The organism is Paenibacillus andongensis (genome assembly GCF_025369935.1).
GTDB classification, from domain to species: Bacteria; Bacillota; Bacilli; order Paenibacillales; family NBRC-103111; genus Paenibacillus_E; species Paenibacillus_E andongensis.
The window spans coordinates 40,693-53,809 of sequence record NZ_CP104467.1; the positions used below are offsets into that span (position 1 = coordinate 40,693).

Here is a 13,117-nt window from a genome sequence, read left to right on the forward strand (position 1 = left end):
TCCAGGGGCTGTTGACGAAAGGATGGTGGCAGACCTATACTTCTTGGTAATTCGTGTAAAAGGAGGTTGCATTCATGCAGCTTGTTTTACAGTATGTGCAGTTGAAAACAACGATCATGCGGGTCCACAATTTTCAACAAACCGATATGGATGTGCCCGTGTCCGTTGAAGAAATAGCCGGTTACCTGTATTGTACGGAACGCAATGTGAAAATATTGATTCGCAAGATGACTGAGATGGCATGGATTTCCTGGACACCGGGTCGCGGACGCGGCAATCGTTCTACGATCCGGTTTCTGGCTTCCGTCGAAGATCTTTTGTTTACGGAAGCGAAAATGCATGTTGAACAGGGAAATTTAAACAGCGCGATGAGTTTGTTTCAAATAGAAGGATTGGATTCGGGAGTCATGGATCGATTCTTAGCCTGGTTAGGAAGTTACTTTGGGTATAAAGGGACTCTTGAGTCCGGCGATCCTGAAACCCTTCGATTGCCGATGCAGATGAGAGTTTTGACCCTAGACCCTGTGGATGTGCTCTTCTCAGGCGATCTCCATTTAGTAAAGCAGGCTTTCGATACGCTCCTCTATTTTAATCCTGAAAGCGGCTGCCTAGAGCCAGGTTTAGCGCATGATTGGGAATGTAACGAAAATGCAACGGTCTGGACGTTTTATTTACGTAAGCGGGTGCGATTCCATCATGGTCGTGAGATGACATCGGCAGATGCGGTCTTTTCGCTAAATCGGGTGCGTACGCTCGGCACGGAAGCTTCACCAAGTAGATGGCTGCTGGAATCGGTTAGAGAAATCCGCGCAGTGGATCGGCTAACCGTTAGAGTTGAGCTGGATGCGCCGAATTATATGCTTCCTCATTACGTAAGTTGCTACCAAGCTGCGATCGTACCGGCTGATGTGTACAGTGCTCAGAAAGTGAGCGATCCAGGCATGCTGCCCGTTGGGACGGGTCCGTTCCGGATTACGAGGTATGATGAAGGAGGCGTAACCTTCGAAGCGTTCGAGAATTATTACCGGGAGTCGGCTCACCTGGATCGTATCGAACTGCTTTGCGTCCCGGAAATGGTGAGCGAGCGAAGGTGGCAGCAGCTGAACTTCCAAATGGGCAAGCTCAGTCATTCTAAACAGCCGGCACCGGCGCATTGGTGCAAGAAAGAAATCATGATGCTGGGTTCCAGCATGCTGGTCTTTAATTTACGAAAGGAAGGGCCTCAGCAGCATAGCCATTTTCGTCAAGCGCTGCAGCTAGTTCTTAACCGCAGCGGCATGATTAAGGAACTGGGGTTATACAATGCAATACCTGCCGCGGATTTCTTGCCAACCGATTCACCGGCCGAGCAGCCAGAAGATTACCAACCTGAACGAGCTAGAGAATTGCTAAAGCAAGGCGGGTATGATGGTCAGTCGGTTAGGATGATTTTTACTCAAAAAAACCGTAACTTAGCTGAATGGGTTCATGCTCGCTGCCTCGAAATCGGAATTCAGGTTGCTCTGCAGGAATATTCTTATGAGGAAATGTCCAAGGTGGAACGGATGCAATGTGCAGATATCATTGTCGGCGGGGTTGTCGCAGATGACGACGAGGCCCGTTGTCTGATTGAGATGTACAAGATTGGCAACTTGGCGCTGCGCGTATACGCGACGGATGAGCAGCGCAAAATGTTCGATGAAACCATTGCCTCCATCGAAGCTGAGCCTGACAGTCAGGTACGTTTGCAACGGATCCGCTCTATGCAAGGATTATTATCGCAAAACCAATCGGTCTTATTTCTTCTTCATACGACTCAACAATTAGTGTATAGCCCGCATCTTCAAGGTATTTCTTTCAATACGCTCGGTTGGTTCGATTTCAAGAGCATCTGGTACTGCCCCGAAATCGTGGATTGAGCTGATATCATGTTATACCAAAGCCGCTAGGGTGAATAATCCCAGTGGTTTTTTTCTTACAAAATGGATATTCACGGAAGCTTTGGTTTTACAGAGGATAAGTTGGATAACATATGATATAATGGACGAGGTTTGTCGTACCATGACGATATTTTGTTGTGAAATACATATAAAACGCAGCTTTTTAGGAGGAAATTATGGGGAAGTTATTTATTTGTGATCATCCGCTAATTCAACATAAGCTAACTTATATTCGGGATGAGAATACGAAAACGAAGGATTTTCGAGATCTCGTAGACGAGGTTGCGACTTTAATGGCCTATGAGATTACAAGAGATATTCCGCTTGAGCATGTACAGGTGAAAACGCCGGTGACTACAGCAGATTGCCGTATTATTTCTGGCAGAATGCTGGGACTCATTCCGATTCTGCGCGCAGGTTTGGGGATGGTGGATGGGATACTTAAGCTGATTCCGGCTGCAAAAGTTGGACATGTTGGCCTGTACCGTGATCCTGACACGCTTCAACCTGTCGAGTATTATGTGAAGCTGCCGACGGATGTCCTGGAGCGGGAGTTAATTGTTATTGACCCGATGCTGGCCACAGGCGGATCTGCGAATATGGCGATTGAAGTGCTGAAACGCAGAGGCTGTACGCAAATGAAGCTGATGTGCTTAATTGCAGCACCAGAAGGGATCAAAGCGGTTCAACAAGAGCACCCGGATGTTGATATTTACGTAGCTGCCGTTGACGACTACCTGAACGATCATGGCTATATCGTACCGGGACTTGGTGACGCAGGGGATCGTCTGTTCGGCACTAAATAATTGGCTCTAAAGGGAGAAGAAACCGATGAAACGTTTAAAAGTTATTACGATCTTCGGAACAAGACCCGAAGCGATTAAGATGGCTCCACTTATTTTGGAGCTGGAGAAGCATCCTGAGCATATCGAGTCCCTTGTCTGTGTGACAGCTCAGCATCGACAAATGCTCGATCAGGTGCTCGATATTTTCAAAATTACACCTGATTTCGACTTGAACGTCATGAAAGACCGTCAAACGCTGAATGAGATTACGATGCGTGTTCTGCAAGGTTTGGAGCCTGTCTTCCAAGAAGCGAAGCCTGACCTGATTCTCGTGCACGGCGATACGTTGACAACATTCCTTGCAAGTTATGCGGCATTCATGCAGCAAATTCAAGTGGGACATGTCGAGGCCGGTCTTCGTACGTGGAACAAAATGTCCCCTTACCCGGAGGAAATGAACCGCCAATTAACGGGTGTGCTAGCGGATCTACACTTTGCGCCAACGCAGCAATCCGCCGACAATCTGCGCAAAGAAAATAAATCTGAATCGCAGATTTATGTGACGGGGAATACGGTTACGGATGTGTTTAAATACACGGTACAAGAGAAATTCGAACACCCTGTCTTGGAATGGGCAGCGGGCCGCAAGCTGATCTTGATGACAGCGCATCGCCGTGAAGCGCAAGGTGAGCCTCACCGTCAAATCTTCCGTGCTGTGAAACGTATTGCCGATGAGTTCGAAGATATTGCGATCGTGTATCCCGTGCATCCAAGTCCTGCGGTCAAGGAACCTGCACATGAGATCCTGGGCAATCATCCACGCATCAAGCTGGTAGACCCATTTGACGTTTTCGAGTTCCACAACTTCTATCCGCACGCTCATATGATCCTGACAGACTCTGGTGGTCTTCAAGAAGAAGCGCCGTCTTTCGGTGTGCCGGTCCTAGTTCTGCGCGATACGACAGAACGTCCAGAAGGTATCCAGGCAGGTACGCTTGAACTCGTTGGAACGGATGAGGAAGTGGTCTATGAGCGTGCTCGCGCGCTTCTAACGGATCCAGATTTATACAACAAAATGAGTCAAGCCGCCAACCCTTATGGGGACGGAAAAGCTTCCGAACGTATCGTGCAAGCGATACTTCATCACTTCGGCAAGACCTCTGAGCGACCGGAAGCATTCTAACCGTGACAAAATCATGACAAACGCTACAGCGTACAGTTCGACTGTTTGGTTTGGAAACTCGCAAACCCTAGAGCCACAAGGCTCTGAGGGATTTTGTGAGAAGTCACAAATGAAGTTCCGTCAATTGACAAACCTTGCATGGCTTCGATACAATGAATGAGGATTCGTAGTACTATGTCTACGAAGCGGGTTTTCCATGCGGAAAACTCTCAGGAGGATGCGATGAAACGGCCAAATCCCAATGATAATCCGTGGCGGGCAGTAGCCCTAACTAGTGCAATTGGTATCGACCTCGTAGTATGTTTAGCAGCCGGGTATTTCTTCGGCGATTGGTTGAGTCACACACTAGGGGGACAGCTCTGGTTGTTAGGCGGGTTCTTGCTAGGGCTTGTAACCGGAATCATTAGCATTTACTTCATGATAAAGCATTACGGAGGGCTATGATGGATGACTTTTCAGCCACTCTGAAAACGGTTCAAAATGTGTTTCTTTTCTTCTTATCCTTTTGTTTGGCTGCATGGGCGCTTTTTGTCGATTACCGGGTTTACATTGCCGGTCTTATGCTTGGAGCTGTTGCGAGCATGATCAATGCAAGGTTCCTAGCCTGGAAAATCAACAAGTTGGCAGCAGCTGCGATAGAGCAGAAAGGGCGCAAGGTGACCCTTGGTTTTCTGACAAGAGCAGCAATCGCTGGCTTTGTAGGACTGGTTGCCGTTCGGTATCCCGAGCAAGTCGCATTAACGACGACAATTGTTGGATACTTTTTTGCTCAATTGGCAACACTCGTACTGGGTATTCTTTCTATTAGGAAGTCAAAGAAGTAATTCCATTCGATGAAAGGGGTGAAAATGGAAAACATGGAACATCACGTACCAGAGTTTGAGTGGTTAGGTATTCATTTCGACGCATCTGCACTCATGATGATCGGAATTACCACACTTATCGTGCTTATCCTTGCAATCGCAGGGGCCAGCCGAGCATCCGTAACGAATCCTTCGAAATTGCAAAACTTCATGGAATGGACGATTGAGTTTGTAGAAGGCATCATCGGAAGCACGATTGGATCCAAACACGGTAAAGGTTTTATCGCATTAGGTCTTACGCTCATTATGTATATCTTTATCGGCAACATGCTTGGTCTCCCTTTCTCGATTGTGACAGAAGATCACGTGTCATGGTGGAAATCGCCAACAGCTGATATCGCAGTAACAGGAGCACTAACCGTTATCGTTATTGTATTAAGTCACTACTTAGGAATAACGCGTAACACGAAACACTATTTCGCACATTACTTTGAGTACAAAGGGGCAATGTTGATCCTTCATTTGATTGAAGTTGTATCAAAGCCGCTTACGCTCGCTTTCCGTCTTTACGGTAACATTTATGCAGGTGAAATTATGATATCTGTCATCATCGGAGCAGGATGGTTTGGAATTGCGCCTCTCTTTGTATGGCAGGGCTTCAGTGTGTTCGTAGGTGCGATTCAAGCCTTCGTATTCACGATGCTAACAATGGTTTACATCTCACAAACGCTGATTCACGAAGAAGAGCATTAAGAGTAAGACTTACCTCGGGAAGTCTCGAGTCACTTATAAAAAAACAACAAACTTAAGAGTTTAAGGGAGGATTTTATCAATGGGAGCAATAGCATTAGTAGCAGCAGGTATCGTATTTGGTTTGGGAGCACTAGGTGCAGGTATTGGTAACGGTTTGATCGTAGGTCGCGCTTTGGAAGGTATTTCTCGTCAACCAGAACTTCGTGGTACGCTTCAAACAACAATGTTTATCGGGGTAGGTCTAGTAGAGGCAATGCCGGTCGTTGCATTGGTTCTTGCGTTCATCTTTATGGGAAAAGCTTAAGAAACCGTTCGGCGGGGATGGCTACAGTCGCCACCACGCCTTCGTTTTGCCCATGTTATCAGAAGGGAGTGACGTTACTTGCATATTGAATGGTCCACATTTTGGATTCAACTAATCGCGTTCTTAATTTTATATTTGTTGCTTTCTAAATTTGCGTTCGGTCCTCTGTTCGGCATGATGGAGAAACGCAGACAATTGGTTAAAGATCAAATTCAAACAGCTGAAGCGAGCCGCAAGCAAGCTGATCAACTGTTAGAGGAACAAAAGCAAGCGCTGCAACAAACTCGTAAGGAAGCTTATGACATCATTGAGCAAGCGAAGCATACGGGTTCCAAGCAAGCTGATGATATTATTCATGCTGCTAGTGCAGAAGCAATTCGTCTGAAAGACGAAGCGCTGAAAGATATCGAAAATGAGAAGAACAAAGCGGTTGCCGCTCTTCGCAGCCAAGTAGGCGCGATGTCCGTTCTGATCGCATCCAAAATTATTGAGAAACAAATCGACGAAAAGTCACAAGAAGAACTTGTTGAGCATTACCTCAAAGAGGTAGGAGGCAACGTATGAGTGACATCGTCGTAGCGAAGCGTTATGCCAAAGCTCTGTTCGAAGTAGCGAAGGAAAAGAATATCATTTCCCAAGTTGAAGCTGAGCTTAAATCTGTAGCTAGTGCGATTAGGGACAATGCAGACTTGCAGAAGTTCCTGAACCATCCGAACATCGGGAATTCCGCTAAAACGGACCTGCTGAAGCAGATTTTCGAAGGCAAAGTTTCCGAACCGGTGTGGAACACGCTGCTTGTCTTGATTGATAAAGGTAGACAGTCGATTCTTTCCGCTTTGGCGAGTGACTATGCTAAAGTTGCGAATGAAGCGCTCGGTCAAGCGAGTGCGACGGTATACTCGGCATCCGTACTTTCGGATGCACAGCAAGCTGAGATTGCTTCACATTTCAGTAAAGTAACAGGTAAAACGATCCGTGTTTCGTCTGTGGTTGAGCCTAAGCTGCTCGGCGGCATTCAAGTGCGTATCGGTGATCGTTTATATGATGGAAGCTTGGCAGGCAAACTTGATCGTTTGGCCAAAGCGTTAGTTTAATATAAGCACTGTAAGAATAGGGGTGAAGTTCGTTGAGTATCAAACCTGAAGAAATCAGCTCATTGATTAAACAACAGATTGAAAACTATAAATCCGATATCCAAGTAGTTGATGTAGGTACAGTCATTCAAGTAGGTGACGGTATTGCTCGTGCTCACGGCTTGGAAAACGTTATGGCAGGCGAGCTGCTTGAGTTCCCAAGTGGCGTTCTTGGCTATGCCTTTAACCTTGAGGAAAGCAACGTAGGTATCGTTATTCTTGGACCTTACAAAGATATCCGTGAAGGCGACCAAGTTAAACGTACTGGACGTATCATGGAGGTTCCTGTAGGTGAAGAACTTCTGGGCCGTGTAGTAAACGCACTTGGTCAACCAGTTGATGGCAGAGGTCCTATCAATACAACAGCTTTCCGTCCTGTAGAAAACATGGCACCAGGGGTTATGGCGCGTAAATCCGTTCATGAGCCTATGCAAACAGGGATCAAAGCGATTGACGCAATGGTACCGGTAGGTCGTGGACAACGTGAGTTGATCATTGGTGACCGTCAAACTGGTAAAACAGCTATTGCGATCGATGCGATCATCAACCAAAAAGGCAATGGCGTGAAATGTATCTACGTTGCTATCGGTCAAAAACAATCCACAGTTGTAGGTGTTGTTGAAACCCTTCGTGCTGCTGGCGCGCTTGACTATACAATCGTTGTAACAGCTTCCGCTTCCGAGCCTTCACCGATGCTATGGTTAGCACCATACTCCGGTTGTGCTATGGCTGAGTACTTTATGTACAAAGGCGAGCACGTTCTTATCGTATATGATGACTTGTCCAAACAAGCTGCCGCATACCGTGAGTTGTCCCTCTTGCTTCGTCGTCCACCAGGTCGTGAAGCTTATCCAGGTGACGTATTCTACTTGCACTCCCGTTTGCTGGAGCGCGCTGCGAAATTGAACGATGAGCTTGGCGGCGGTTCGATTACTGCACTTCCATTCATCGAGACACAAGCGGGCGATATCTCCGCATACATTCCAACGAACGTAATTTCCATTACGGACGGTCAAATCTTCCTTGAGTCCGACCTGTTCTACTCCGGTCAGCGTCCAGCGGTAAACGTTGGTAACTCTGTATCCCGTGTAGGGGGCTCCGCTCAAACGAAAGCGATGAAAAAAGTTGCCGGTACACTGCGTGTAGACTTGGCTCAATACCGTGAGCTTGCAGCCTTCGCAGCATTCGGATCTGACCTTGATAGAGCAACAAAAGCCCGTCTTGATCGCGGGGTTCGCACACTGGAAATCTTGAAGCAAGGCGTGCATCAGCCGCTTTCCCTGGAGAAACAAGTTTGCTCCCTGTACACGGTCGTTAAAGGCCATGTAGATGACATTCCAGTACAAGACGTAACTCGTTTTGAAGCGCAATTCTTGGCTTACTTGGAATCCAATCGTCCGGAAATTTTGAACAGCATTCGTGATACCAAAGATATTACTGCGGATAACGACAAAGCGCTGGTTGAAGCTATCGGTACTTTCAAAAAGAGCTTCGCAGTTTCTGAATAAGGCATGGGGGCTTGAGCTTCTTGATGAAAGAAGCTCAGCTACTCCAAGTTGCGCCTGATTGCAGGCTTTCGCCCGTATTCAGGCTTCCGAATGAAGGCTTCCAAAGCCTCAAAAGAGAGGTGAGCAGGTATGGCAAAAGGAATGCGCGAGATTAAGCGCCAAATCAAATCCACTCAAAGCACGAAGCAAATCACCAGGGCAATGGAAATGGTTGCAGCAGCGAACCTTCGTAGAGCGCAGCAATCAGCGGAAGCGGCACGTCCGTACTCCGAGAAATTGAAGGAAGTGGTTGCAAGCATCGCAGCTGGCACCAAAGGCGTAAAGCACCCGATGTTACAATCACGTGAAGTGAAGAAAACGGCCTATTTGGTCATTACTTCCGATCGTGGTCTAGCTGGAGGTTACAACGCTAACGTGTTGCGTAAAGCGATGACTGAAATTCGTGAGAACCATAAATCAACAGCGGAGTACTCGATCTTCGTAATCGGACGTAAAGGAAGCAATTTCTTCTCGAAACGAAATATTCCGATTGTTGAAGAAGTAACCGGTGTACCGGATACGCCAAAATTTGCGGATATTAAGCCAGTTGCAGCAGCAGCGGTTGCTAATTTCGTAAATGGCAAATACGACCAATTGTTCTTGATTTATAATAAGTTCCAAAATGCGATTACTCAAATTCCAACCATGATTCGTCTGCTTCCGATGGAAGATGTATCCGGCGTGGCTGCAGCTAGCTATGAGTATGAGCCGTCACCGGAAGGCGTACTGGAAGTACTGCTCCCTAAATATGCTGAGACGCTTATTTACAGTGCTGTATTGGAAGGTAAAGCAAGTGAGTTTGGCGCGAGAATGACAGCGATGAACTCAGCAACGAAGAATGCAACGAAGATGATCAACAGCTACACATTAGCGTACAACCGTGCGCGTCAAGCTTCGATTACGCAAGAAATTTCGGAAATCGTCGCTGGAGCGAACGCGAACGCATAACGTCCACATAAGAATTTACAAGTTTTCGACGAGTCGAAAAAAAATTCTTATTGGCGAATAAACCATCCGCTTAACGCGGTCGAACATCTTCGAAGAGACCTCGATAGAGGTTTATCTCATAAACGGTCTCGATGGAGACACAAGCTTTACTTAGGAGGGAAACCATGAGCAAAGGGCGCGTTGTGAATATTACAGGGCCTGTCGTCGACATTGAGTTCGAACGCGGACAACTCCCTGAAATTCTGAATGCAATCAAAATTGAAAAAACCGAAGGTGGACAAACGTCCTCCATGACGGTTGAAGCGGCTGTTCACCTTGGTGACAACCTCGTACGTTGCGTAGCAATGTCCTCAACAGATGGACTTGTACGTGGTGCCGTTGCTACAGACACTGGCGCAGCGATTACTGTACCCGTAGGTGCAGCAACACTGGGACGTGTATTTAACGTATTGGGTGATCCGATCGATGGTATCGAAACGGTTGACCGTACTTTAACTAGCCCGATCCACAAAGAAGCTCCAGCTTTCGACAACTTGTCGACAAAAGCAGAGATTCTTGAAACAGGAATTAAAGTTATTGACCTTATGGCTCCTTACGCAAAAGGTGGTAAAATTGGTCTCTTCGGCGGTGCCGGCGTAGGTAAAACGGTAACGATGCAAGAGCTGATTCACAACATTGCGCAAGAGCACGGCGGTATCTCCGTTTTCGCAGGCGTTGGTGAGCGTACTCGTGAAGGTAATGACCTTTACCACGAGATGAAAGACTCCGGCGTTATCGCGAAAACAGCGATGGTATTCGGTCAAATGAACGAGCCTCCAGGCGCGCGTCTTCGCGTTGCATTGTCCGGCTTGACTATGGCTGAGTACTTCCGTGATGAGGAAGGAAGAGACGTTCTTCTTTTCATCGATAACATTTTCCGTTTCACGCAAGCAGGTTCCGAGGTTTCCGCATTGCTGGGTCGTATGCCTTCAGCGGTAGGTTACCAACCAACTCTGGCAACAGAGATGGGTCAACTGCAAGAGCGTATTACGTCCACGAAAAAAGGTTCCGTTACTTCCATTCAAGCGATTTACGTTCCTGCCGATGACTATACGGATCCGGCTCCGGCAACGGCTTTCGCTCACTTGGACGCAACAACGAACTTGGAGCGTAGTATCGCGGCAGCAGGTATCTTCCCAGCGGTAGATCCACTTGCATCATCTTCCCGTGTTTTGACACCAGAAATCGTTGGTGAAGAGCACTATAAAGTAGCACAAGGCGTTAAACAAATTCTTCAACGTTACAAAGAGCTTCTGGATATCATCGCGATCTTGGGTATGGATGAGTTGTCTGATGAGGACAAATTGGTCGTTACTCGTGCGCGTCGTCTTCGTCTGTTCTTGTCTCAGCCGCTTCACGTTGCTGAGCCGTTCAACGGATTCCCAGGCTTGTATGTACCAATGAAGGATACCGTGCGAAGCTTCAAAGAAGTTCTTGAAGGCAAGCACGACAATCTTCCTGAAGTTGCATTCCATAACGTGGGTACGATCGAGGATGCTATCGAGAAAGCTAAAACGCTGTAAGTTGGTTCTTACCCCATGCAGATCATGCTGACGAAGCCTGTTTTGCTTGGCTGAACGCTAAGGCAATGCTACGAAGATAGTTTACCTACGGTATAGTTTAGGAAGGAGAATCCAAGTGAGTACATTCCTACTGGAAATTGTTACTCCCGAGCGCAAAGTGTACGCTGAACAAGTGAACATGGTTAGCGTGAAGGGTGTCGAAGGGGAGCTTGGAATTCTGCCGAATCACATTCCGTTGGTCACTCCATTGAAAATCGCGCCTATTACTGTGAAGAAACAGGGCTCTAAAGACGAAATCATCGCGGTTAACGGCGGTTTCATGGAAGTGCGCAAGGATAAGGTGGTTATACTGGCGGAAAGCGCCGAGCTACCAGAACAAATTGATATCGATCGTGCGAAAGCAGCGAAAGAACGTGCGGAGAAACGTCTTGCTGAAACGAAGCAAGATAACGTTGATTTCAAACGTGCTGAAGCCGCTCTTCAAAGAGCATTAAATCGTATCAGTGTGTCCGGGAAATAATAGATGTTTAACGAAAAGCGGGGGAACTTTGGTTCCTCCGCTTTTTTTTCGAATGGGAAGATTAATAAAAGATAATTATGGAAAATCTACTCACTAGGAATGAAAAGTGGGGTTTGGAATTAGTCATCGACGCCCAAAAGGCTTTTTGTTATAATATTGTAGGTGAATATTACCAAAACTAGTAGCACGCATAAGAAAAGCAAATACGAATGGAGGCGGTTACATTCACATGATGTATACAAATAACTATGTAATCGTAGCGATTTTTCTAGGGTTGGGTATTATTCTCCCTATTGTAGCGCTAACGGCTGGCAAATGGTTAAGACCGAGTAAACCCGTCGATGAGAAGTATACGACGTATGAGAGTGGTAATGAGCCTGTAGGTGAGGGACAAATCCGGTTTAACATTCGTTATTATTTATTTGCTTTGATGTTTGTCATCTTTGATGTGGAAACCGTGTTCCTGTATCCGTGGGCTGTTGCTTTTAATCAACTTGGACTTTTTGCTTTAGTGGAAATGTGTATTTTTGTAGCCTTGCTTGCCATTGGATTAATATACGCTTGGAAGAAGAAGGTGCTGCAATGGACTTCAGTCTAGAGTCGATATCTCCCGAAGAACGGGAAGAGTTAAACCGCAATGTCTTTATGACGACACTGGAGCAAGTGAAAGCTTGGGCTCGCAGTAATTCGCTTTGGCCGTTAACGTTTGGTCTGGCCTGTTGTGCCATCGAAATGATGGGTACTGGCGGATCTCATTATGATTTAGACCGTTTCGGAGTCATCTTCCGTACGTCTCCTAGACAATCTGATGTTATGATTGTGGCGGGGACCGTAACGAAGAAAATGGCTCCTTTGCTGCGCCGTCTTTACGAACAAATGCCTGAACCGAAATGGGTTATTGCGATGGGGTCTTGTGCTACAGCAGGTGGACCTTATGTGAAGTCGTACTCCGTTGTTAAGGGAGTTGACCAAATTGTTCCGGTTGATGTTTATATTCCAGGTTGTCCACCGAACCCGGCAGCACTCATTTATGGGATAAACAAGCTTCAAGAGAAGATTCGCTATGAAGCGAAGACTGGGAAGCAGGTGACCAATCGATGAGTGATGAGAAGAAGCCGGAGGGTAAAGTAGACCAGACACCTCCTGCTGATGATAAGAAAGTGAAAGAATCGCCGTTAGAAGAGGCGATTGCAGAAGTGGGCGAGCTTACGCCAGAGGCGCGTGCTAGTAAGACGCCGCTTAGCGCGGATGTGCAGGCTGCGGTAGATCGCGCGGCGGAGATACAAGCCGCTGACCCGGCTGCGCAGACGACGAGCGAGCCGAGCGACGCGCCAGCGGCTGAGCTTGCGGAGCGAGCTGCAAGCAGCGGCGACGCGGGCGCAGCGAAGAGCAGTGACGCGGCAGCGGAGTGCGCTGCGGCGAGAGCCGCCCGCCTCGCTGCGCGGGCGGCTGCTGAGCCGACGGGCGAGCCTGCGTCGGCTGGAGCCGAAGCCCCAGCTTCTGCGGACGCTGGGGACGAAGAGAAGGCGGCCAAAGCCCAGGCCGCCGCAGAAGCACGTACTGCGCGAGCCAGCGCGCGCGCGGCGAAGCCCGAGTCGGCGGAGCCTGAAGCGCCGAAGGAGCCTTCACCGAACCAGCCGCTACTTGATCGGCTGGTCCA

16 protein-coding genes are annotated in these 13,117 nt (G+C 47.6%); 15 read left to right on the top strand and 1 reads right to left on the bottom strand.

The annotated features are described in order from the left end of the window. Window positions 1-74 precede the first annotated feature (74 nt). The 15 genes from NYR53_RS00205 (at window position 75) to NYR53_RS00275 (ending at window position 12,558) form a co-directional block, all read left to right on the top strand. On the top strand, window positions 75-1,898 hold the full coding sequence (locus NYR53_RS00205) for an ABC transporter substrate-binding protein (RefSeq protein WP_261303432.1): 1,824 nt from the start codon (window positions 75-77) through the stop codon (window positions 1,896-1,898). Window positions 1,899-2,095: 197 nt separating this feature from the next. After that, complete coding sequence (gene upp, locus NYR53_RS00210; RefSeq protein ID WP_029195667.1) at window positions 2,096-2,725, top strand: uracil phosphoribosyltransferase; 630 nt, start codon at window positions 2,096-2,098, stop codon at window positions 2,723-2,725. A 25-nt stretch (window positions 2,726-2,750) separates the two neighbouring features. After that, window positions 2,751-3,887, top strand: a complete 1,137-nt coding sequence (wecB, locus tag NYR53_RS00215; RefSeq protein WP_261303433.1) for a non-hydrolyzing UDP-N-acetylglucosamine 2-epimerase — start codon at window positions 2,751-2,753, stop codon at window positions 3,885-3,887. Between the two features lie 222 nt (window positions 3,888-4,109). Next, window positions 4,110-4,331, top strand: a complete 222-nt coding sequence (locus tag NYR53_RS00220) for an AtpZ/AtpI family protein (protein WP_261303434.1) — start codon at window positions 4,110-4,112, stop codon at window positions 4,329-4,331. Then, a complete protein-coding gene (locus NYR53_RS00225; RefSeq protein ID WP_261303435.1) occupies window positions 4,331-4,711 on the top strand; it encodes an ATP synthase subunit I in 381 nt (126 codons plus the stop codon). Before NYR53_RS00220 ends, NYR53_RS00225 begins: the two co-directional genes overlap by 1 nt. A gap of 33 nt (window positions 4,712-4,744) precedes the next feature. Continuing rightward, window positions 4,745-5,443, top strand: a complete 699-nt coding sequence (gene atpB / locus NYR53_RS00230) for a F0F1 ATP synthase subunit A (RefSeq protein ID WP_057303758.1) — start codon at window positions 4,745-4,747, stop codon at window positions 5,441-5,443. A gap of 79 nt (window positions 5,444-5,522) precedes the next feature. Next, window positions 5,523-5,747: a F0F1 ATP synthase subunit C gene (gene atpE / locus NYR53_RS00235; protein ID WP_028556930.1), complete on the top strand. Its 225-nt coding sequence runs from the start codon at window positions 5,523-5,525 to the stop codon at window positions 5,745-5,747. Window positions 5,748-5,825: 78 nt separating this feature from the next. Beyond that, the gene (gene atpF / locus NYR53_RS00240; RefSeq protein ID WP_261303436.1) at window positions 5,826-6,311 is read left to right on the top strand and encodes a F0F1 ATP synthase subunit B; all 486 of its coding nucleotides are present in this window, start codon (window positions 5,826-5,828) and stop codon (window positions 6,309-6,311) included. Continuing rightward, window positions 6,308-6,841, top strand: coding sequence for a F0F1 ATP synthase subunit delta (locus NYR53_RS00245; RefSeq protein WP_261303437.1), 534 nt, complete (start codon window positions 6,308-6,310; stop codon window positions 6,839-6,841). The genes atpF and NYR53_RS00245 overlap by 4 nt, the downstream gene beginning before the upstream one ends. A gap of 32 nt (window positions 6,842-6,873) precedes the next feature. Continuing rightward, window positions 6,874-8,388, top strand: coding sequence for a F0F1 ATP synthase subunit alpha (gene atpA / locus NYR53_RS00250; RefSeq protein WP_261303438.1), 1,515 nt, complete (start codon window positions 6,874-6,876; stop codon window positions 8,386-8,388). Between the two features lie 129 nt (window positions 8,389-8,517). Continuing rightward, window positions 8,518-9,375 (top strand): ATP synthase F1 subunit gamma, encoded by an 858-nt coding sequence (gene atpG / locus NYR53_RS00255; RefSeq protein ID WP_261303439.1) that lies wholly within the window; start codon window positions 8,518-8,520, stop codon window positions 9,373-9,375. A gap of 164 nt (window positions 9,376-9,539) precedes the next feature. Continuing rightward, window positions 9,540-10,937, top strand: coding sequence for a F0F1 ATP synthase subunit beta (gene atpD / locus NYR53_RS00260; RefSeq protein ID WP_261303440.1), 1,398 nt, complete (start codon window positions 9,540-9,542; stop codon window positions 10,935-10,937). Window positions 10,938-11,052: 115 nt separating this feature from the next. After that, window positions 11,053-11,457: a F0F1 ATP synthase subunit epsilon gene (locus tag NYR53_RS00265; protein WP_261303441.1), complete on the top strand. Its 405-nt coding sequence runs from the start codon at window positions 11,053-11,055 to the stop codon at window positions 11,455-11,457. Between the two features lie 232 nt (window positions 11,458-11,689). Further along, window positions 11,690-12,055 (top strand): NADH-quinone oxidoreductase subunit A, encoded by a 366-nt coding sequence (locus NYR53_RS00270; RefSeq protein ID WP_056832327.1) that lies wholly within the window; start codon window positions 11,690-11,692, stop codon window positions 12,053-12,055. Beyond that, entirely contained in the window at window positions 12,040-12,558 is a 519-nt protein-coding gene (locus tag NYR53_RS00275; protein ID WP_029195655.1) for a NuoB/complex I 20 kDa subunit family protein, read from the top strand. The genes NYR53_RS00270 and NYR53_RS00275 overlap by 16 nt, the downstream gene beginning before the upstream one ends. Here the strand turns inward: NYR53_RS00275 and NYR53_RS00280 are convergent. Further along, window positions 12,482-12,991: a hypothetical protein gene (locus tag NYR53_RS00280; protein WP_261306623.1), complete on the bottom strand. Its 510-nt coding sequence runs from the start codon at window positions 12,989-12,991 to the stop codon at window positions 12,482-12,484. The two genes, NYR53_RS00275 and NYR53_RS00280, sit on opposite strands and share 77 nt — an antisense overlap. Window positions 12,992-13,117 lie beyond the last annotated feature (126 nt).

Excerpts from the sequence above, each read along its gene's own strand:
- atpD (WP_261303440.1), top strand. The coding sequence starts at position 9,540 with ATGAGCAAAGGGCGCGTTGTGAATATTACAGGGCCTGTCGTCGACATT.
- NYR53_RS00225 (WP_261303435.1), top strand. The coding sequence starts at position 4,331 with ATGGATGACTTTTCAGCCACTCTGAAAACGGTTCAAAATGTGTTTCTT.
- atpE (WP_028556930.1), top strand. The coding sequence starts at position 5,523 with ATGGGAGCAATAGCATTAGTAGCAGCAGGTATCGTATTTGGTTTGGGA.
- NYR53_RS00245 (WP_261303437.1), top strand. The coding sequence starts at position 6,308 with ATGAGTGACATCGTCGTAGCGAAGCGTTATGCCAAAGCTCTGTTCGAA.
- wecB (WP_261303433.1), top strand. The coding sequence starts at position 2,751 with ATGAAACGTTTAAAAGTTATTACGATCTTCGGAACAAGACCCGAAGCG.
- NYR53_RS00205 (WP_261303432.1), top strand. The coding sequence starts at position 75 with ATGCAGCTTGTTTTACAGTATGTGCAGTTGAAAACAACGATCATGCGG.
- NYR53_RS00270 (WP_056832327.1), top strand. The coding sequence starts at position 11,690 with ATGTATACAAATAACTATGTAATCGTAGCGATTTTTCTAGGGTTGGGT.
- atpG (WP_261303439.1), top strand. The coding sequence starts at position 8,518 with ATGGCAAAAGGAATGCGCGAGATTAAGCGCCAAATCAAATCCACTCAA.
- NYR53_RS00220 (WP_261303434.1), top strand. The coding sequence starts at position 4,110 with ATGAAACGGCCAAATCCCAATGATAATCCGTGGCGGGCAGTAGCCCTA.
- atpB (WP_057303758.1), top strand. The coding sequence starts at position 4,745 with ATGGAACATCACGTACCAGAGTTTGAGTGGTTAGGTATTCATTTCGAC.
- NYR53_RS00275 (WP_029195655.1), top strand. The coding sequence starts at position 12,040 with ATGGACTTCAGTCTAGAGTCGATATCTCCCGAAGAACGGGAAGAGTTA.
- upp (WP_029195667.1), top strand. The coding sequence starts at position 2,096 with ATGGGGAAGTTATTTATTTGTGATCATCCGCTAATTCAACATAAGCTA.